Here is an 18,478-nt window from a genome sequence, read left to right on the forward strand (position 1 = left end):
CACCGGCGCCGCGCCCGCGCCCGTCACAGCGCACCCCCGATCAGCGCACGCAGCCGGAGCCAGCCGCGTTCGTACGAGAAGGCCTCCGCGCCCCACCGCAGCGCCGGCACGGTCACCACCAGCCCCGCCGCGTCCCGCTCCAGCACATGGACCTCGGCGACCCGCCGCAGCCCGCCCCGGCCGCGCGCAAGATGCACGACCACCGACAGGGCCGCCGCCAACTGGCTGTGCAGCGCCGCCCGGTCGAGCCCCGCGGCCGCCCCGAGCGCCTCCAGCCGCGCCGGGACATCCGTCGCCGCGTTGGCGTGCACGGTCCCGCACCCGCCCTCGTGCCCGGTGTTGAGCGCGGCCAGGAGCTCGGTGACCTCGGCGCCCCGCACCTCGCCGACCACCAACCGGTCGGGCCGCATCCGCAGCGCCTGACGCACCAGGTCCCGCAGCGTGATCTGCCCCGCGCCCTCCTGGTTCGCGGGGCGCGACTCCAGGCGCACCACATGCGGGTGATCGGGCCTCAGCTCCGCCGAGTCCTCGGCCAGCACGATCCGCTCCCGCTCCCCGACGAGCCCGAGCAAGGTCGAGAGGAGCGTGGTTTTCCCCGTGCCCGTGCCCCCGCTGATCAGGTACGAGAGCCGGGCTTCGACGATCGCCCGCAGCAGTCCGTCACCGCCCGGTGGCACCGTCCCGGCCTCGACCAGTTCGGCCAGCGAGAACGCCTTGGGCCGCACCACCCGCAGCGACAGGCACGTGGAGCCGACCGCCACCGGCGGCAGCACCGCGTGCATCCGCGTCCCGTCGGGCAGCCGGGCGTCCACCCAGGGCCTCGCGTCGTCCAGCCGCCGCCCCGCCACCGCCGCGAGCCGCTGCGCGAGCCTGCGCACGGCGGCCGCGTCGGCGAACGAGACGCCAGTGAGCTCAAGGCCGCCGCCCCGGTCCACCCACACCCGGTCGGGCGCGGACACCAGCACATCCGTCACCGAGGGGTCGGCGAGCAGCGGTTCCAGCGTCCCCGTCCCCACCAGCTCGCAGCGCATTTCCTCGGCCGCCCCCAGCACCTCCGCGTCCCCCAGCAGCCGCCCCTGCGCCCGCAGCGCGGCAGCCACCCGGGCCGGCGTCGGCTCCGCCCCGCTCTCGGCGAGCCGCTGCCTCACGGCGTCGAGCATCCCCGCGCTCACGAGACACCGCCCCCGGCGAGCGCCTGCTCCCAGAACGCCGTACAGAACCGGGCCAGCGGTCCACGGGCACTGCCACCCGGTGGTGAACCGCCGGCCTGCGCCTCCAGCAGCCCCGACTCCACCGGCAGCTCACCGGCCAACGGCAGCCCCAGCAGCCCCGCCACCGACTCCTCGTCCAGGCCCGCGGCGTACGGCCCGCGCACCACCACCCGCAGGTCCCGCAGCACCATGCCCGCGGTGGACGCCACCCGGCTCGCCGCCGCGACGGCCCGCAACTCCGCGGGCACCACCAGCAGTCCGAGGTCGAGCTGGGCCAGCGCCTCGGCCACGGCCTCGTCGACCCGGCGCGGCAGGTCCACGACCACGACCCCACCACGCCTGCGGGCGGCGGCCAGCACCGAGCGCATCGCTTCCGGCGGGATCACCACACGGTCGCCGCGGTCCCAGCTCAGCACGCGCAGCGCATGCAGCTCGGGCAGCGACTCTTCGAGCGCGCCGCTGGCGACCCGCCCCCTGGACTCCGCGAAATCCGGCCACCGCATGCCTTCCACGGCTTCCCCACCGAGCAGTACGTCGAGGCCGCCGCCCAGCGGATCGCCGTCGATGAGCATCGTGCGCAAACCCGTGCGGGCGGCGGCCACCGCCAGCGCACACGCCAGAGTCGAAGCCCCTGCCCCGCCCCGCCCGCCGAGCACTCCCACGGTCAGGGCCTGGCGCCCCACGCCCTCCGCCACATCGGCGATGCGCTCGACGAGCCAGCTCTCCGCGTCGGGCAGCCGCAGCACGTGGTCGGCGCCGATCTCCACCGCGCGCCGCCACACATCGGGGTCGTCCTGGTCCTTGCCCACGAGCATCACGCCGCGTCTGCGCACTCCGCCGCGTCCGAGCACCGCCCCGCGCACCCGGTCGGCGGCGTCGTCACCGACGAGGATCAGCGGCGCGCTTTCCCAGCTGCCCCTGCGCTCGGGCACCGCGTGGTGGACTTCCGGTTCGGCGCCCGCGGCGGCGCACAGCCGCAGCAGATCGTCGAGGAGGTCGACGTCCTCGGTGACGATCAGCGGTCCGCCCTGCCGCGCTCCGGCGGCCGGCTGTCGGTCGGGTGTCATGGATCCGGCCACGATCTCCGCCCCCTTCTCACTGCGATTCCTTGCGTCCACGAACTTCGTGGACGCAATCACCGTGGGGGGATCTGGGAAATCGTGTGGATCTTGCTGAAAAACGGGGGACAACTCATCGGTTGTGAATATCCCGCTCACCTATACCAGTGACTTCCGGAGAGCGGCGGAACGACTACGCAGCGTCACGCGTCTTGTGAGTGGAAGGCAGCCGCGGCACGGGCCGAGAAGGGCGAGGAGGGGGAGAATGATCAGAACCGGAGGGCGAAACCGCGTCCGGACATGCGACGACCCCCGTCGGGGGGGAGAACGGGGGTCGTCTCCACGGCCGACTCGGGGGGGGAGGAGTCGGACCGGGGTAGCACGGTCGCGAACGATCCGTGACTTCCATGGTGTACCCGAGAGCCTTCTCAGGCAAACCCACGCGCCACAGCGTACGCCGAATGGTGGGCGCCTATGCTCGCCTCGTGGAAAAACGCTCCTTGCCGCGAACAGCCGCCTTCTTCGACCTCGACAAGACCGTCATTGCGAAGTCGAGCACGCTGACCTTCAGCAAGTCCTTCTATCAAGGCGGACTGATCAGCCGCAGAGCTGCTCTCCGCACGGCGTACACCCAGTTCGTCTTCCTCGCCGGAGGCGCGGACCACGACCAGATGGAGCGCATGCGCGAGTACCTCTCCGCGCTCTGCAAGGGATGGAACGTCCAGCAGGTCAAGGAGATCGTCGCCGAGACACTGCACGACCTGATCGACCCCATCATTTACGACGAGGCGGCCTCCCTCATCGAGGAGCACCACACCGCCGGCCGCGACGTCGTGATCGTCTCCACCTCGGGCGCGGAGGTGGTCGAGCCGATCGGTGAGCTCCTGGGAGCCGACCGCGTGGTGGCGACCCGGATGGTCGTCGGCGACGACGGCTGTTTCACGGGCGAGGTCGAGTACTACGCGTACGGCCCCACCAAGGCCGAGGCGATCAAGGAGCTCGCGGCGTCCGAGGGGTACGACCTGGCGCGCTGCTACGCGTACAGCGATTCGGCCACGGACATCCCGATGCTCGAGTCGGTCGGCCATCCCTGCGCGGTCAACCCGGACCGGGCGCTGCGCCGCGAAGCACTCGCCCGCGAATGGCCGGTTCTCGTCTTCAACCGGCCGGTCCGGCTCAAGCAGCGGCTGCCCGCCTTCTCCATGCCGCCCCGCCCCGCGCTCGTCGCCGCGGCCGCGGTCGGTGCGGCCGCCGCCACCGCAGGGCTGGTCTGGTACGTCAGCCGCAGGCCCGGCCGGCGAGCCCGTCGGCAATGCGAAAACTTTGCCCGCATTTGAACCGATACGCAAAGAAGCACGTCCAGGGCTTTCGCTTCCCCGGCTTCAGGAGTACAAATGAATTAACGGCCCGCGAGACCAGGGACATCCGAGAGGATGACCTAAAACGCAGTAAGGCCCCACGGACCGAGCATGGAAGTTGAGCACCCACGCGACGTCGACCCGTCGATTACGGGCCAGCCGCACCAGGTGACGGGCAAAGTTCCCGACCTGATGGGCATAAATTCGAGGACGCATGGTAACTCGGCGGACATGCCAGCGGCGGTACCGTTCCACTGGTACCGCCGCAACCCTTTGTCCGGCCGAAAAGCGCCCCCGGCTCAGGCAGCTCCGCGCTGAAGCGCCTCGCAGACGGCCGTCGACTCCCGGGCCCCCAGCTCCACCGCACGCCCGCAGTGCGTGATCCACGCCGCCATACCCTCCGGCGTCCCTGACACGTAGCCCTCCAGCGCCGCGACGTACGCCGCGCGCCCCAGCTCTCCGTGCCCGACCTCCGCCGGGCAGACCGACTTCGGGTCGAGGCCGCTGCCGATCATCACAATCCGCCCGGCGGTGCGCGCCACCAGGCCGTTGTACGAGCCGAACGGGCGCAGCGCCAGCAGCTCGCCGTGCACCACGGCCGCCGTCACCAGCGCAGGCGCGGAACCGCCCGCGATGATGAGCTCCGAAAGCCCTTCGAGCCGCCCTGCCACCTCGTCGGCGCCCGGCAGCGGAAGCTCGATCAAAGGCTCGTCCACGGGCTCGCCCGCGAGCCGCGGCCGGCCCACCAGCTCGTCGGACACCCCTGCCCCGCCCGCCGCCACCAGGTGCAGCCGGGCCAGCACCCGAAGCGGCGACTGGCGCCAGATGGACAGCAGTTGTCCGGCCTCGGCGGTCAGCCGCAGCGCCGCTCCGACCGTCCGCGACTCCTCGTCGACGCTGAAGTCGGTACGCCGACGTACCTCCTCCAGCGCCCAGTCCGCACCCGCGAGCGCCGCCGAGCCGCGAGCGCCGCGCAGCGCCGCCTCCGCGGTGATCTCGTTGCTGCGGCGCCGCATGACGCGGTGCCCGTAGACGCGGTCGACGGCCTTGCGCACGGAGTCCACGGCCTCGGGCACGCCGGGCAGCGCGCCCAGCGCCGCGAGTGGGTCAGCAGTCGTACTCATAAGTAAGGAGCCTACGCATCCATAGCACTCACCCCACCTTGGAGTGGTCTTCTTCACTCACTGTGCGCACAGCACGCAATCATGCGATTACCCTTGGTGAACATGAAGATCGCTTTCGTGGGGAAGGGCGGCAGCGGCAAGACGACGCTGTCCTCGCTCTTCATCCGCCACCTCACCGCCAACGAAGCCCCGGTCGTCGCCGTGGACGCCGACATCAACCAGCACCTGGGCGCCGCGCTCGGTCTCGACGAGGCCCAGGCCGCGGCGCTGCCCGCCATGGGTGCGCACCTGCCCCTCATCAAGGACTACCTGCGCGGCGCGAATCCCCGTATCGCCTCCGCCGAAACGATGATCAAGACCACGCCGCCGGGAGAGGGTTCGCGCCTGCTGCGGGTGAGCGAGGACAACCCGGTGTACGACGCGTGCGCCCGTACCGTGCGGCTCGACGACGGTGAGATCCGGCTGATGGCCACCGGGCCGTTCACCGAGTCCGACTTGGGTGTCGCCTGCTACCACTCCAAGGTCGGGGCGGTCGAGCTGTGCCTCAATCACCTCGTCGACGGCCCGCACGAGTACGTCGTCGTCGACATGACGGCCGGCTCCGATTCCTTCGCCTCGGGCATGTTCACCCGCTTCGACATGACCTTCCTGGTGGCCGAACCGACCCGCAAGGGCGTCTCCGTCTACCGCCAGTACAAGGAGTACGCGGCGGACTTCGGCGTATCCCTCAAGGTCGTCGGCAACAAGGTGCAGGGCCAGGACGACATCGACTTCCTGCGCGAGCAAGTGGGCGACGACCTGCTGGTCACCGTCCGGGCGTCCGACTGGGTCCGCGCGATGGAGAAGGGCCGCCCGTCCCCATTCGAGCTCCTGGAGGCTGACAACCGCCTCGCCCTCCAGACCTTGCAGGACGCCGCGGAGGACTCGTACGCGGAGCGCGACTGGGAGCGTTACACGCGCCAGATGGTGCACTTCCACCTGAAGAACGCGGAGAGTTGGGGCAACGCGAAGACGGGTGCCGACCTGGCTGCCCAGGTCGACCCCGCCTTCGTGCTCGGAGAGGCGCTGCTCGTCCCCCAGCCCTCCTAGAGCCGCAACCACCCATCCCCCGGCCGCGGGCCCGGACGGACGGAGTCCGGCACAGCGCCCCGAAGCCCGAGAGGCGCCCCCGGCGCCGAGCGGCGCGAGGGGCGCAGAAGGAGGAACCTGCCTGGCTGCCCAGGTCGACCCCGCCTTCGTGCTCGGAGAGGCGCTGCTCGTCCCCCAGCCCTCCCAGGCGACCCGCCTTCGTTCTCGGGGAGCGTTTCGTGGAGGTCAGTGCCGTTCAGCCGGCTTGACGTGGGAGGCCGTCCCTGCGCTGGGGGCGGCCGCCGTGGGCCGGGTGGTCAGGAAGGACGCCCAGCCTTCCTGCGGGTTCTCCCCGACCTCCAGGGTGCGCATCTTCGCGAGCACCTGCGGGTCCTGTGCGTCCAGCCAGTCGACGAGTTGCTTGAAGGAGACGCAGCGCACGTCCCGCTTCACGCAGACCGTCTTGATCGTCTCCTCGACGGCGCGCATGTACGTGCCGCCGTTCCAGGACTCGAAGTGGTTGCCGATGATCAGCGGGGCCCGGTTTCCGTCGTACGAGCGGTCGAAGGCCTGGAGCAGGCCGTCGCGCATCTGGTTGCCCCAGAACTCGTGCTGGGCCGGATCACCCTTGACCGTTCCCGACTGGTTGACCATGAAGTTGTAGTCCATCGAGAGCGTTTCGAAGGCCCGTCCCGGCACCGGCACCAGCTGGAGCGGAATGTCCCACATGTCCTGGGTCTTCTTCGGCCACACCTGCTTTCCGATACCGCTGGAGTCGTAGCGGAAGCCCAGCTCCTTTCCGGCCGCCATCATGTTCTTCTGCCCCTCCAGGCAGGGGGTGCGGGCGCCGACGAGCTCCTTGTCGTAGTCGAACGGCAGTGGCTTGGCGTCCTTCAGGCCCGAGTTGGTCTTCCAGCGCTTCACGAACGCCTTCGCCTGTGCGATCTCGCTCTTCCACTCCTCCGTGGACCAGGTGCCGACGCCCCCGTCCTTGCCGCAGAAGTGGCCGTTGAAGTGCGTGCCGATCTCATTGCCGTCCAGCCACGCGCCGCGCAGCTGTTCCACGGTGTCGCTGATTCCCTCGACGTCGTTGAAGCCGATGTCGGAGCGGCCCGGTGAGTGCTGAGGCGGGTCGTAGAGGTGCCTCTTGTCCTCGGGGAGCAGGTACACGGCACTGAGGAAGTACGTCATCGTCGCGTCGTACTTCTTGCCGACCTCGCGGAAGTGGGAGAAGAGCCGCTGGCTGTCCTCCCCCGCCCCGTCCCAGGAGAAGACGACGAACTGCGGCGGTGTCTGACCAGGCTTCAGCCTGTGCGGCTTGGTCAGATGGGGCTGCTTTCCGGTGTACGCCGTCGAGCCGTCGCCGATCAGGCGTACCGCACTCATGGGCGCCGGCCTGGGCGCGTTCTTCTTCGCTCCGTGGGCGCCTTGCCCGGCGCCGGGGGCGCCCTGGCCGGCGGATCCCGAGCAGGCTGCGAGCGAGCCTGCCAGGGCCACGGCGGCGACGCCGAAGACGATCCTCTTCGTGGCGGCCATCATCCGCCCACCCTCTTCCGTCAGGTTTCGTGCGCTGCAGTGCCGACACAGCGCGGCAAACCTCGCACGGCCTAGCGGAGGAATAAATACGACAAGCCGCTTAAATTCCTTATTCACCAGTACGGGTGAAACGTTGGCCCATTTAGACCTAATTACCCCCTTCCTTCTTTACTCTGCATTACCATTCATTTACCGAGAGTTGAAAATCCCGCCGCTGCACGCCGTGACCCACGGCCGCGTCCCAACATTCCGCGACCGCGCTGCCCCGGAGGAGACGGGAACCATGTCTGCCTGCGTCCCCACCCGCACCGACCACTCTTCGCGCGCCACCGGCGCACCCCGATCCGAGCGTCCACACAGCCCGCCGCCCGGCGACGGCCGCCGACGCCGCTTCCGCATCGCGGGAGCGGACGTGTCCGCCTCGATTACCGTCTTCCTGATCGCGCTGCCGCTCTCCCTCGGTATCGCCCTCGCCACCGGCGCTCCGCTTCAGGCCGGCCTGGTCGCCGCCGCCGTCGGCGGCCTCGTCGCCGGCCGGTTCGGCGGGGCTCCCCTCCAGGTCAGCGGACCGGCCGCCGGCCTCACGGTGGTCACGGCCGACCTGATCCAGCAGTACGGCTGGCGCACGACCTGCGCCATCACCGTCGCCGCCGGCCTGGCCCAACTCGCCCTGTCCTCAGTGCGCGTGGCCCGTTCCGCGCTCGCCGTCAGCCCGGCGATCGTGCACGGCATGCTGGCCGGCATCGGCGCGACCATCGCCCTCTCCCAACTGCACATCGTCCTGGGAGGCACCCCGCAGAGCTCCGCCGTCGAGAACGTGCGGGGCATGCCCGCTCAATTGGCCAACCTCCACGGACCCGCAATCCTGGTCAGCGCGCTCACCGTCACCGTGTTGCTCCTGTGGCCGCACATTCCCGGGCGTACGGGCCGGATCGCCCACAAGGTGCCGGCCGCCCTCGTCGCGGTGCTCGCCGGTGCCGCGCTCGCCGCGCTGACCCGGATGAAGGTGCCGCGCGTCGACCTGCCGTCCTGGAGCAGTCATGCGCTGCCGGGACTGCCGGAAGGGCCGGTGCTCGGCATCGCCGCGGCCGTGCTCACCGTCACGCTGGTCACGAGCGTGCAGTCGTTGCTGTCGGCTGTCGCCGTCGACAAGTTGGTGTCCGCCCGCAAGACGCCGCCGACCGAAGGGACGCGTTCGAACCTCGACCGCGAACTGGCGGGCCAGGGCGCCGCGAACATCGTGTCCGGGGCGCTCGGCGGACTGCCGGTCGCCGGTGTCGCCGTACGCAGCGTCGCCAATGTGTCGGCAGGCGCGGTCAGTCGGCACTCCACGATGCTGCACGGAGTGTGGATCGTTCTCGCCGCGCTCTTCCTGGTGCCAGTCATCGATCTGATCCCGCTGCCCGCGCTCGCCGCGCTGGTGATGGTCATCGGCTTCCAGATGGTGAGCGTCGCTCACATCCGCAGCGCCTCCCGCCACCGGGAGATGCTGGTTTACGTGGTGACGGTCGCCGGGGTCGTTCTCTTCGGTGTACTGGAAGGTGTGGCGATGGGGATCGGGGTGGCGGTCGCGGTCGCGCTCCACCGGCTGGCCAAGACTCATGTCACCACGGAGACGACGGCCGACGGCGTCCATCACATCAGGGTGCGCGGCCAGTTGACCTTCCTCGCTGTGCCCCGGCTGAGCCGTGCCCTGAGCCAGGTGCCCCACGGGGCCGACGCGGTCGTCGAGCTGGACGGCTCCTTCATGGACCACGCGGCGTACGAAACGCTCCAGGACTGGCAGACCGCGCATGCCGCGCAAGGCGGCCGGGTGGAAATCACCGGGCGTTCGGGTCACCGGTTCACCGGGCCGGCCCCCGGCGCCGATTCGCCGGACTTCGCCGAACTCACCGACTTCACCGACTTCACCGACCCCAACTTCTCCGGCTCCCCCGACTCGGCCGGTCCCGCCCGTTCCACGCAGTCCACCCACACCTGCTGCCGGCCGTGGACCCCTTGGCGCAACCACCACTGCGACAACCATGCCGCCGCCCCCTCAGCCGTCGGGGTGGGCCTGCCGACCCGCAGTGCCGGCCAACTCGCCACCGGGCTCAGCGCGTTCCAGCGCAACACGGCGCCGCTGGTGCGCGACGAGCTGGCCCGGCTCGCCCGTGAGGGGCAGACGCCGTCGCAGCTGTTCATCACGTGCGCCGACTCCCGGCTGGTCACCAGCATGATCACGTCGAGTGGCCCCGGTGACCTCTTCACCGTACGCAATGTGGGCAATCTGGTCCCGCCACCCGGTGCGGAGAGCGCGGACGACTCGGTCGGGGCGGCCATCGAATACGCCGTGGACGTACTGAAGGTGCAGTCCATCACTGTCTGCGGCCACTCCGGCTGCGGCGCGATGCAGGCCCTGCTCAATACGCCGGTCAACACGCCGCTCAACACGCCGCTCAACACGCAGCCGGACGAGGCCCAGACGCCACTGCGGCGCTGGCTGCGGCACGGCGCGCCCAGCCTGGAGCGGATGAGGAGCAGGAAACACTCCTGGGCGAGGATCTCGGGGCGGCTGCCGGCCGACGCGGTCGAGCAGCTCTGCCTGACCAACGTGGTCCAGCAGTTGGAGCATCTGCGTACGCACGAGGCGGTACGGCGGCGGCTCGACGAGGGCACACTCGAACTGCACGGCATGTACTTCCATGTCGGCGAGGCCCAGGCCTATCTGCTCCAGGACGGTATGCGGATCGGCGAGACCTGCGAGGTCTTCGACCGGGTCGGCCCGTCCGACGCGGAAGGCCCCGAAGGCCCTGAAGGCCTAGAAGGCCCACTCGAAGAGTCGCGCGCCTGAACCGATCCGCCTCCGCGTCCGTGAGACCGTATGGCCCCTCCCCGCACCGCCCTGCGAGGAGGGGCCGTACGCCGCCACCAACACCGGCCCGGATGCGGCCCGCCGCAGCTCACAGGTCTAAACCAATTCCCGGAAGGCTCTTGTCACCCGGGCACGGGACTGATGAGCTAGGGCACGGGACACATCGGACGCCCTGGGAATGGGAGATGTCGTGAGCAACGAAAGCCTGGCCAACCTCATGAAGGAGGAGCGCCGCTTCGCGCCACCCGCCGAGCTGGCGGCGAACGCCAACGTCACGGCGCAGGCGTACGAGCAGGCCGAGGCAGACAGGCTGGGCTTCTGGGCCGAGCAGGCCCGGCGGCTCACCTGGGCCACCGAGCCGACCGAGACACTCGACTGGTCGAATCCGCCCTTCGCGAAGTGGTTCGCCGACGGCGAGCTCAACGTCGCGTACAACTGCGTGGACCGCCACGTCGAGGCCGGCCACGGCGACCGCGTCGCCATCCACTTCGAGGGCGAGCCCGGCGACAGCCGCGCGATCACCTACGCCGAACTCAAGGACGAGGTCTCGCGCGCCGCCAACGCCCTTACGGAGCTGGGCGTACGCAAGGGCGACCGGGTCGCCGTCTACCTGCCGATGATTCCCGAGGCCGCCGTGGCGATGCTGGCCTGCGCCCGCATCGGAGCCGCGCACTCGGTCGTCTTCGGCGGCTTCTCGGCCGACGCCGTCGCCTCCCGCATCCAGGACGCCGACGCGAAGCTCGTCATCACCGCGGACGGCGGCTACCGGCGCACCAAGCCCACGGCCCTCAAGCCCGCGATCGACGAGGCCGTCGCCAAGTGCCCGCAGGTGGAGCACGTTCTGGTCGTACGCCGCACGGGTCAGGACACGGCGTGGGACGACAGCCGCGACGTGTGGTGGCACGACATCGTCGGGCGCCAGTCCGCCCAGCACACCCCCGAGGCCTTCGGCGCCGAGCACCCGCTCTTCATCCTCTACACGTCCGGCACGACGGGTAAGCCGAAGGGCATCCTGCACACCTCCGGTGGCTACCTCACCCAGGCGGCGTACACCCACCACGCCGTCTTCGACCTCAAGCCGGAGACCGACGTCTACTGGTGCACGGCCGACATCGGCTGGGTGACCGGCCATTCGTACATCGTGTACGGGCCGCTCGCCAACGGCGCGACGCAGGTCATGTACGAGGGCACGCCCGACACCCCGCACCAGGGCCGCTTCTGGGAAATCATCCAGAAGTACGGTGTCACGATCCTCTACACCGCGCCGACCGCGATCCGGACGTTCATGAAGTGGGGGGACGACATCCCCGCCAAGTTCGACCTGAGCAGTCTCCGCATCCTCGGCTCGGTCGGCGAGCCGATCAACCCCGAGGCGTGGATCTGGTACCGCGAGCACATCGGCGCCGGCAAGACGCCGATCGTGGACACCTGGTGGCAGACCGAGACCGGCGCGATGATGATTTCGCCGTTGCCCGGCGTCACCGAGACCAAGCCCGGATCCGCCCAGCGCGCGCTGCCCGGCATCAGCGCGACCGTCGTCGACGACGAGGCGAACGAGGTCCCGAACGGAGGCGGCGGCTACCTCGTCCTCACCGAGCCCTGGCCGTCCATGCTGCGTACGATCTGGGGCGACGACCAGCGCTTCATCGAAACCTACTGGTCCCGTTTCCCCGGCAAGTACTTCGCGGGCGACGGCGCCAAGAAGGACGACGACGGCGACATCTGGCTGCTCGGCCGGGTCGACGACGTGATGCTGGTGTCCGGCCACAACATCTCCACCACCGAGGTCGAGTCGGCGCTCGTGTCCCACCCGTCCGTCGCCGAGGCGGCGGTTGTCGGCGCGGCCGACGAGACGACCGGTCAGGCCATCGTCGCCTTCGTGATCCTGCGCGGTACGGCGTCCGAGACGGACACCCTCGTGGCCGAACTGCGCAACCACGTGGGCACCGCCCTCGGCCCCATCGCGAAGCCCAAGCGGATCCTCCCGGTGGCCGAACTGCCCAAGACGCGCTCCGGAAAGATCATGCGGCGGCTGCTGCGGGACGTCGCGGAAAACCGGCAACTGGGCGATGTCACCACGCTCACCGACTCCTCCGTGATGGACCTGATCCAGACCCAGCTGCCGAGCGCCTCCAGCGAGGACTGACCGCTCCCAACCGCCTCACCAGCGTTCAGAACGGGCACCCGGCTCACCGCGCCGGGTGCCCGTTCTGCCCATTACGTTCGTAAAGTGACGATTCACCGGATTACGCCCTTGCATGCCCCCGGTAGAGTGTCTGTTCGCGTAAGGAACGCGTCAAAACTCAAGAGGTGTGCCGGGAAGTCTGGTCGGCAATGTGTTCCATGCTGCCCACCGACCGGAGGCCCCACCCCGTGACCGCGCCCCGCCCCACCGCGCCGCCCAACCCGTCCAACCCAACGCCCCCGCCCAGCCCCCGCAAGTTCCTCGGACGGCTCTCGCTGCCCGAGCGCACCTTCGTCGCGGACGCGCTGCGCACCGAAACCGTCGGCGGCGTACTGCTCCTCATCGCGGCGATAGCGGCACTGATCTGGGCGAACACCGGCCTCAGCGACAGCTACGAGTCCGTACGCGCCTTCCACGTCGGCCCCGCCTCCCTCGGCCTCGACCTCTCCGTCCAGCACTGGGCCGCCGACGGCCTCCTCGCCGTCTTCTTCTTCGTCGCGGGCATCGAACTCAAGCGCGAACTCGTCGCCGGCGAACTGCGCGACCCCAAGGCCGCCGCGCTCCCCGTCATCGCCGCCCTCAGCGGCATGGTCGCGCCGGCCCTCGTGTACGTCCTGGTCAACGTGACCGGGGACGGGTCCCTGGACGGCTGGGCGGTCCCGACCGCCACCGACATCGCCTTCGCCCTCGCCGTCCTCGCGGTCATCGGCACCTCGCTGCCGTCCGCGCTGCGCGCCTTCCTGCTCACCCTGGCCGTCGTCGACGACCTGTTCGCGATCCTGATCATCGCCGTCTTCTTCACCAGCGACCTCAACTTCCTCGCACTCGGCGGCGCGGTCGTCGGTCTGGCCGTCTTCTGGCTGCTGCTGCGCCGGCGCGTGCGCGGCTGGTACCTCTACGTACCGCTCGCCCTGGTGATCTGGGGCCTGATGTACAACAGCGGCGTCCACGCCACCATCGCCGGTGTCGCGATGGGCCTGATGCTGCGCTGCACCCGGGACGAGAACGGCGAGGCCCACTCCCCCGGCGAGCACATCGAGCACCTCGTACGACCCATCTCGGCGGGCATCGCCGTGCCGCTGTTCGCGCTGTTCTCCGCCGGGGTCACCGTCTCCGGCAAGGCGGTCGGCGAAGTGTTCACCCGGCCCGAGACCCTCGGCGTCGTCCTCGGTCTGGTGGTCGGCAAGGCGGTCGGCATCTTCGGCGGTACGTGGCTGGCGGCCCGCTTCACCAAGGCCGAGCTCAACGACGACCTCGCCTGGCCCGACGTCTTCGCCGTCGCCTCGCTGGCCGGCATCGGCTTCACGGTCTCGCTGCTCATCGGCGAACTGGCCTTCACCGGGAACGCCGAGCTGACCGACCAGGTCAAGGCGTCCGTACTCATCGGGTCGCTGATCGCCGCCGTACTTTCCGGGATTCTGCTCAAGCTCCGGGTACGCAAGTACCGCGCGATGGTCGAGGACGAGGAGCGCGACGAGGACCAGGACGGCATTCCGGACATCTACGAGCTCGGTCAGCCCGATTACCACCTGCGGATGGCCGCGATCCACGAGAAGAAGGCCGCGGAGCACCGCAAGCTGGCCGAACTCGCGGGGGCTTCCAGCGGCAAGGACGACAGTCCGGCATGATTCGACATCAGATCCAGACGCAGCAGACGCAGCAGACACAGCAGACGTAGCACTGAAGAGGGAGAGAGCTATGAGCGACCCCGCCCGCACGGTGACAGCCGACAGCGTCGACCGCAGCCTCGGCCAGTTGGTCGCATCGGCGACCGCCGAAATGTCCGCACTCATGCACGACGAGATCGCGCTGGCCAAGGCCGAGCTGCGGCAGGACGCCAAGCGCGTCGGCATGGGCGGTACGGCCATTGGTGTCGCGGGGGTGTTCGCGCTCTTTTCGCTGCCGGTGCTGAGCTTCGCCGCGGCGTACGGCATCCACAACCTGGGGCTCGGGCTCGCCTGGTCCTTCCTGATCGTCGGCGGAGCGTTTCTGCTGCTGGCGGGCCTGCTGGCGCTGATCGCCGTCTCGAAGTTCAAGAAGGTCAAGCCGCCGGAGAAGAGCATCGCCTCGGCCAAGCAGACGGCGGCCGTACTCCAGGGCGTCAAGCCGCATCCGCGCCAGGTCGGTGACAAGGCAGTGGCTGTGGCACGCTCGTCCACATGACCGTCCCAGATTCCGGCTCCGGCGCGACCGCTCCTGCTCCCACCTCTGCTCCAGCCCCTGCTCCCGCTCCGGCTCCGGCTCTTTCTCCCGCTTCTGTCGTACGCCCCGACGGCCCGTGGACCCACCGCGATGTCGCGGCCAACGGGGCGCGCTTCCACATCGCGGAAGTCGGGGACGGACCGCTCGTGCTGCTATTGCACGGTTTCCCGCAGTTCTGGTGGACGTGGCGGCACCAGATGACCGCGCTCGCCGACGCCGGGTTCCGGGCCGTCGCGATGGACCTGCGGGGCGTGGGCGGCAGCGACCGTACGCCGCGGGGTTACGACCCGGCGAACCTCGCGCTCGACATCACCGGCGTAGTGCGCTCGCTCGGCGAGCCGGACGCGGCGCTCGTCGGGCACGACCTGGGCGGGTACCTGGCGTGGACGGCGGCCGTGATGCGGCCCAAGCTCGTACGCCGGCTCGTGGTCTCGTCGATGCCGCATCCGCGGCGCTGGCGCTCGGCGATGCTCTCCGACGTGTCCCAGACGCGGGCCGGATCGTACGTCTGGGGCTTCCAGCGGCCGTGGCTGCCGGAGCGTCAGCTCATGGCGGACGACGCGGCGTTGGTGGGCCGACTGGTCCGGGACTGGTCGGGGCCACGGCTGCCGGACGACGAGGACGTCGACGTATACCGGCGGGCGATGTCGATTCCGTCGACGGCGCACTGCTCGATCGAGCCGTACCGGTGGATGGTGCGGTCGATGGCACGGCCCGACGGCATCCAGTTCAACCGGCGTATGAAGCGGCCGGTACGGGTGCCGACGCTGCATCTGCACGGATCGCTGGACCCGGTGATGCGGACGCGCAGCGCGGCGGGTTCCGGCGAGTACGTCGAAGCGCCGTACCGATGGCGGCTGTTCGACGGTCTGGGCCACTTCCCGCACGAAGAGGACCCGGTGGCGTTCTCGACCGAGCTGGTCAACTGGCTGAAGGATCCAGAGCCGGATCGCTGAGCGGCTGAACGCTTGTCCTACGAACAGCCAATTGCCTGACGCATAGGCCAATTGGCTGCCCCCGACGCGATTACGGACCTTGGGGCACGGGCAAACGTCGGGGTATGGGCTGGACGCACGACTACGGTGACGCAGCACGCAACCGCCGCTCGGCCACAGCGCTGAGCACCCACGAAGGGGGCGGTCCGCAGGATCAGGGCCACGGCCCGCCTTCCCGCGCGATCGGGATCCCACGCATCCTCCGCCGCCGGGCCCGCTGGGTCTCGGCGCGGCTGCGTCACCCTCGCGACTGAAGCTATCTGACGCTACCGAACCCCGGACTTGAGATAATCGAGTCCGGGGTGCACGCTCCGGTAGCCGTCGAGCAGCTTCCGTGCCACCCCGACCGAGTCGACGAGCGGGTGCAGGGCGAACGCCTTCACCGCTGCCCGCGCCGACCCGCTCTCCGCCGCTTCCAGTACGCACCGTTCCACCGCCTTGACCGCGGCCACCAGGCCCGCCTCATGGCCGGTCAGCGGTGATACGGCGACGGGGCGGGCGCCGGTCGCCTCGACCAGGCACGGGACTTCGATGACGGCTGCCTCGTCGAGCAGCGACAGGGTGCCCCGGTTGCGGACGTTGAGGATGAGCGTGGCGCGTTCGTCGCGGGCGATGGCCCGCATCAGGACGAGCGCGACGTACTCGTAGCCACCGGACTCCAGATCGTCGGCGGCGCGCTCCCCCGCGCCCGCCGCCTCCCGGTTCTCCGTCATGTACGTGGCTTCGCGCTCGGCGCGGGTACGGTCCCACGCGGCCAGGGCGCCGGACGGCGGCGACCCGGGCGTACGGTCCGCCATGTCCGCGTAGAAGCGCGCCTGCTGGTCGCGGAGAAAGGCGCCGCGGGTCTGCTTCGCCTCGCGGTAGGCGGTGACCGTCTCGCGGTTGAAGTAGTAGTAGTGCAGGTACTCGTTGGGGACCGAGCCGAGCGAGCGCAGCCACTCGGCGCCGAAGAGCCGGCCCTCCTCGAAGGAGGCCAGCGCGCTCTCGTCCTCGAACAGGGCAGGGAGCAGGTTGCCGCGGCCGGGTTCGTCGTCGGCGTACACCCCCCGGAGCCAGCCGAGGTGGTTCAGGCCGACGTAGTCGAGCCGGGCCGCCGCCGGGTCGGCGATGCCCAACACGCCGGCGACGCGGCGGCCGAGGCCCACGGGAGAGTCGCAGATGCCGATGACGCGGTCGCCGAGGTGGCGGGACATGGCCTCGGTGACCAGGCCGGCCGGGTTGGTGAAGTTGATGACCCAGGCCTCGGGCGCGAGCCGCGCCACGCGTCGCGCGATGTCGACGGCCACCGGGACCGTACGCAGTCCGTACGCGATGCCGCCCGCGCCGACCGTCTCCTGGCCCAGGACGCCTTCGGCGAGGGCGACGCGCTCGTCGGCGGCCCTGCCTTCCAGGCCGCCGACCCGGATGGCGGAGAAGACGAAGTCGGCGCCGCGCAGGGCGTCGTCGAGGTCGGTGGTCACGGTCACGGCCGGCGCGTCCGGGAACCCGTCCGCCTGGTCGGCCAGTACGCGGGCGATCGCCGTCAGCCGCGCCCGGTCGAGGTCGTGGAGGGTGACGTGGGTGACGCGGCCCTCGGCGCGGTCGCGCAGGAGCGCTCCGTACACGAGGGGGACCCGGAAGCCGCCGCCGCCGAGGATCGTCAGACGCATGGGATGGTGACCCGCCTCTCGGAGCGCCTCAGAGCGCGCATGCCTCGCTGTCGACCTGCTGGTTGGCGGCGCGGCCGAGGCGGACGTCCTCGCGGACCTCGTCGGCCGTCAGGGCGTACCCCGTGTCGGCGTCGTCGAGGGACTTGGCGAAGACGACGCCGTAGACCTTGCCGTCGGGCGTCAGCAGCGGGCCGCCCGAATTGCCCTGCCGGACGGTCGCGAAGAGCGAGTAGACGTCGCGCTGGACCGTGCCGCGGTGGTAGATGTCGGGGCCGTTGGCGTTGATCCGGCCACGGACGCGGGCGGACCGGACGTCGTACGCGCCGTTCTCCGGGAAGCCCGCGATGATCGCGCCGTCGCCGCTGCGGGCGTCGGTGTCCGTGAACTGGAGTGCCGGGGCGTCGAGGTTCGGAACGTCCAGTACGGCGATGTCGCGCTCCCAGTCGTAGAGCACCACCGTGGCGTCGTACCGCCTGCCCTCACCGCCTATCTGCACGGTCGGCTCGTCCACGCCGCCGACGACGTGCGCGTTGGTCATGACGCGGCGCTTGTCGAAGACGAAGCCGGTGCCTTCGAGGACCTTGCCGCAGCTCGGCGCCGTACCAACGACCTTGACGATGGACTTCTTGGCGCGGGCGGCGACGGGGCTGCCGGCGAGCGCCGGGTCCGGGGCCTGGACCTCGGTGATCGGCTCGTTGGAGAAGGGGCTGAAGACCTGCGGGAAACCGTTCTGCGCGAGGACGGAGCTGAAGTCCGTGAACCACATGCTCGCCTGTTCGGGCATCACGCGCGAGACGCCGTGAAGCACCTTTGAGTTACGCACCTCCTTGCCCAGCGTGGGCAGCGAGGTGCCGGCGAGCGCGGAGCCGATCAGCCAGGCGACCAGGAGCATCGCGACGACGTTGACCAGCGCGCCGCCCGAGGCGTCCAGGACGCGCGCGGGCGACCAGGTGATGTATCTGCGGAGCTTGTTGCCGAGGTGGGTGGTGAAGGCCTGGCCCACCGAGGCACACACGATCACGACGATGACCGCGACGACGGCAGCCGTCGAACTGACTTCCGATCCGTCAGTCAGCTGGTCCCACAGGAACGGCAGCAGATAAACCGCGACGAGGCCACCGCCGAGGAAGCCGATCACCGACAGAATGCCGACGACGAATCCCTGTCGGTACCCGACGATCGCGAACCACACCGCCGCGACCAGCAACAAGATGTCCAGGACGTTCACATGGCCACCC

At 70.2% G+C, this 18,478-nt stretch carries 14 protein-coding genes; 8 read left to right on the top strand and 6 right to left on the bottom strand.

The annotated features are described in order from the left end of the window. Positions 1 to 23: 23 nt before the first annotated feature. Entirely contained in the window at positions 24 to 1,172 is a 1,149-nt protein-coding gene (locus ABZX79_RS07705; RefSeq protein WP_355253219.1) for a TadA family conjugal transfer-associated ATPase, read from the bottom strand. Continuing rightward, entirely contained in the window at positions 1,169 to 2,278 is a 1,110-nt protein-coding gene (gene ssd, locus ABZX79_RS07710) for a septum site-determining protein Ssd (RefSeq protein ID WP_355253222.1), read from the bottom strand. Before ssd ends, ABZX79_RS07705 begins: the two co-directional genes overlap by 4 nt. 452 nt (positions 2,279 to 2,730) lie before the next feature. On the opposite strand from ssd, the gene ABZX79_RS07715 reads away from it, so the two are divergent. Continuing rightward, complete coding sequence (locus ABZX79_RS07715; protein ID WP_355253224.1) at positions 2,731 to 3,606, top strand: HAD-IB family hydrolase; 876 nt, start codon at positions 2,731 to 2,733, stop codon at positions 3,604 to 3,606. A gap of 320 nt (positions 3,607 to 3,926) precedes the next feature. On the opposite strand, the gene ABZX79_RS07720 is transcribed toward ABZX79_RS07715, so the two are convergent. Beyond that, entirely contained in the window at positions 3,927 to 4,751 is an 825-nt protein-coding gene (locus ABZX79_RS07720; RefSeq protein WP_355253227.1) for an oxidoreductase, read from the bottom strand. Positions 4,752 to 4,847: 96 nt separating this feature from the next. On the opposite strand from ABZX79_RS07720, the gene ABZX79_RS07725 reads away from it, so the two are divergent. After that, positions 4,848 to 5,840, top strand: a complete 993-nt coding sequence (locus ABZX79_RS07725) for an ATP-binding protein (protein WP_355253704.1) — start codon at positions 4,848 to 4,850, stop codon at positions 5,838 to 5,840. Positions 5,841 to 6,065: 225 nt separating this feature from the next. On the opposite strand, the gene ABZX79_RS07730 is transcribed toward ABZX79_RS07725, so the two are convergent. Further along, a complete protein-coding gene (locus tag ABZX79_RS07730) occupies positions 6,066 to 7,358 on the bottom strand; it encodes a hypothetical protein (RefSeq protein ID WP_355253230.1) in 1,293 nt (430 codons plus the stop codon). Positions 7,359 to 7,638: 280 nt separating this feature from the next. On the opposite strand from ABZX79_RS07730, the gene ABZX79_RS07735 reads away from it, so the two are divergent. From ABZX79_RS07735 to ABZX79_RS07760, 6 genes are all read left to right on the top strand, one after another. Further along, entirely contained in the window at positions 7,639 to 10,188 is a 2,550-nt protein-coding gene (locus tag ABZX79_RS07735; protein ID WP_355253233.1) for a SulP family inorganic anion transporter, read from the top strand. Positions 10,189 to 10,387: 199 nt separating this feature from the next. After that, positions 10,388 to 12,355, top strand: a complete 1,968-nt coding sequence (acs, locus tag ABZX79_RS07740) for an acetate--CoA ligase (RefSeq protein ID WP_355253236.1) — start codon at positions 10,388 to 10,390, stop codon at positions 12,353 to 12,355. A 188-nt stretch (positions 12,356 to 12,543) separates the two neighbouring features. Continuing rightward, on the top strand, positions 12,544 to 14,022 hold the full coding sequence (gene nhaA, locus ABZX79_RS07745; protein ID WP_355253239.1) for a Na+/H+ antiporter NhaA: 1,479 nt from the start codon (positions 12,544 to 12,546) through the stop codon (positions 14,020 to 14,022). Between the two features lie 70 nt (positions 14,023 to 14,092). Then, positions 14,093 to 14,557 carry a phage holin family protein gene (locus tag ABZX79_RS07750; protein WP_355253242.1) on the top strand — a complete coding sequence of 155 codons (465 nt, stop codon included), beginning with the start codon at positions 14,093 to 14,095 and terminating at the stop codon, positions 14,555 to 14,557. After that, positions 14,554 to 15,552 (top strand): alpha/beta hydrolase, encoded by a 999-nt coding sequence (locus ABZX79_RS07755; protein WP_355253245.1) that lies wholly within the window; start codon positions 14,554 to 14,556, stop codon positions 15,550 to 15,552. The genes ABZX79_RS07750 and ABZX79_RS07755 overlap by 4 nt, the downstream gene beginning before the upstream one ends. A 104-nt stretch (positions 15,553 to 15,656) precedes the next feature. Next, positions 15,657 to 15,845, top strand: coding sequence for a hypothetical protein (locus ABZX79_RS07760; protein ID WP_251061080.1), 189 nt, complete (start codon positions 15,657 to 15,659; stop codon positions 15,843 to 15,845). A 12-nt stretch (positions 15,846 to 15,857) separates the two neighbouring features. On the opposite strand, the gene ABZX79_RS07765 is transcribed toward ABZX79_RS07760, so the two are convergent. Both ABZX79_RS07765 and ABZX79_RS07770 read right to left on the bottom strand, forming a co-directional pair. Next, positions 15,858 to 17,240, bottom strand: coding sequence for a 6-phospho-beta-glucosidase (locus ABZX79_RS07765; protein WP_355253248.1), 1,383 nt, complete (start codon positions 17,238 to 17,240; stop codon positions 15,858 to 15,860). 28 nt (positions 17,241 to 17,268) lie between these two features. After that, positions 17,269 to 18,468 (bottom strand): MarP family serine protease, encoded by a 1,200-nt coding sequence (locus ABZX79_RS07770; protein ID WP_355253251.1) that lies wholly within the window; start codon positions 18,466 to 18,468, stop codon positions 17,269 to 17,271. Between the last annotated feature and the right edge of the window lie 10 nt (positions 18,469 to 18,478).

Source organism: Streptomyces sp. NPDC002994, assembly GCF_040611155.1.
Lineage (GTDB): Bacteria > Actinomycetota > Actinomycetes > Streptomycetales > Streptomycetaceae > Streptomyces.

Coding starts and splice junctions, on each gene's coding strand:
- ssd (WP_355253222.1), bottom strand. CDS start 2,278: ATGACACCCGACCGACAGCCGGCCGCCGGAGCGCGGCAGGGCGGACCG.
- ABZX79_RS07715 (WP_355253224.1), top strand. CDS start 2,731: ATGGTGGGCGCCTATGCTCGCCTCGTGGAAAAACGCTCCTTGCCGCGA.
- ABZX79_RS07750 (WP_355253242.1), top strand. CDS start 14,093: ATGAGCGACCCCGCCCGCACGGTGACAGCCGACAGCGTCGACCGCAGC.
- ABZX79_RS07755 (WP_355253245.1), top strand. CDS start 14,554: ATGACCGTCCCAGATTCCGGCTCCGGCGCGACCGCTCCTGCTCCCACC.
- ABZX79_RS07735 (WP_355253233.1), top strand. CDS start 7,639: ATGTCTGCCTGCGTCCCCACCCGCACCGACCACTCTTCGCGCGCCACC.
- nhaA (WP_355253239.1), top strand. CDS start 12,544: ATGTGTTCCATGCTGCCCACCGACCGGAGGCCCCACCCCGTGACCGCG.
- ABZX79_RS07765 (WP_355253248.1), bottom strand. CDS start 17,240: ATGCGTCTGACGATCCTCGGCGGCGGCGGCTTCCGGGTCCCCCTCGTG.
- acs (WP_355253236.1), top strand. CDS start 10,388: ATGGGAGATGTCGTGAGCAACGAAAGCCTGGCCAACCTCATGAAGGAG.
- ABZX79_RS07720 (WP_355253227.1), bottom strand. CDS start 4,751: ATGAGTACGACTGCTGACCCACTCGCGGCGCTGGGCGCGCTGCCCGGC.
- ABZX79_RS07730 (WP_355253230.1), bottom strand. CDS start 7,358: ATGATGGCCGCCACGAAGAGGATCGTCTTCGGCGTCGCCGCCGTGGCC.
- ABZX79_RS07760 (WP_251061080.1), top strand. CDS start 15,657: ATGGGCTGGACGCACGACTACGGTGACGCAGCACGCAACCGCCGCTCG.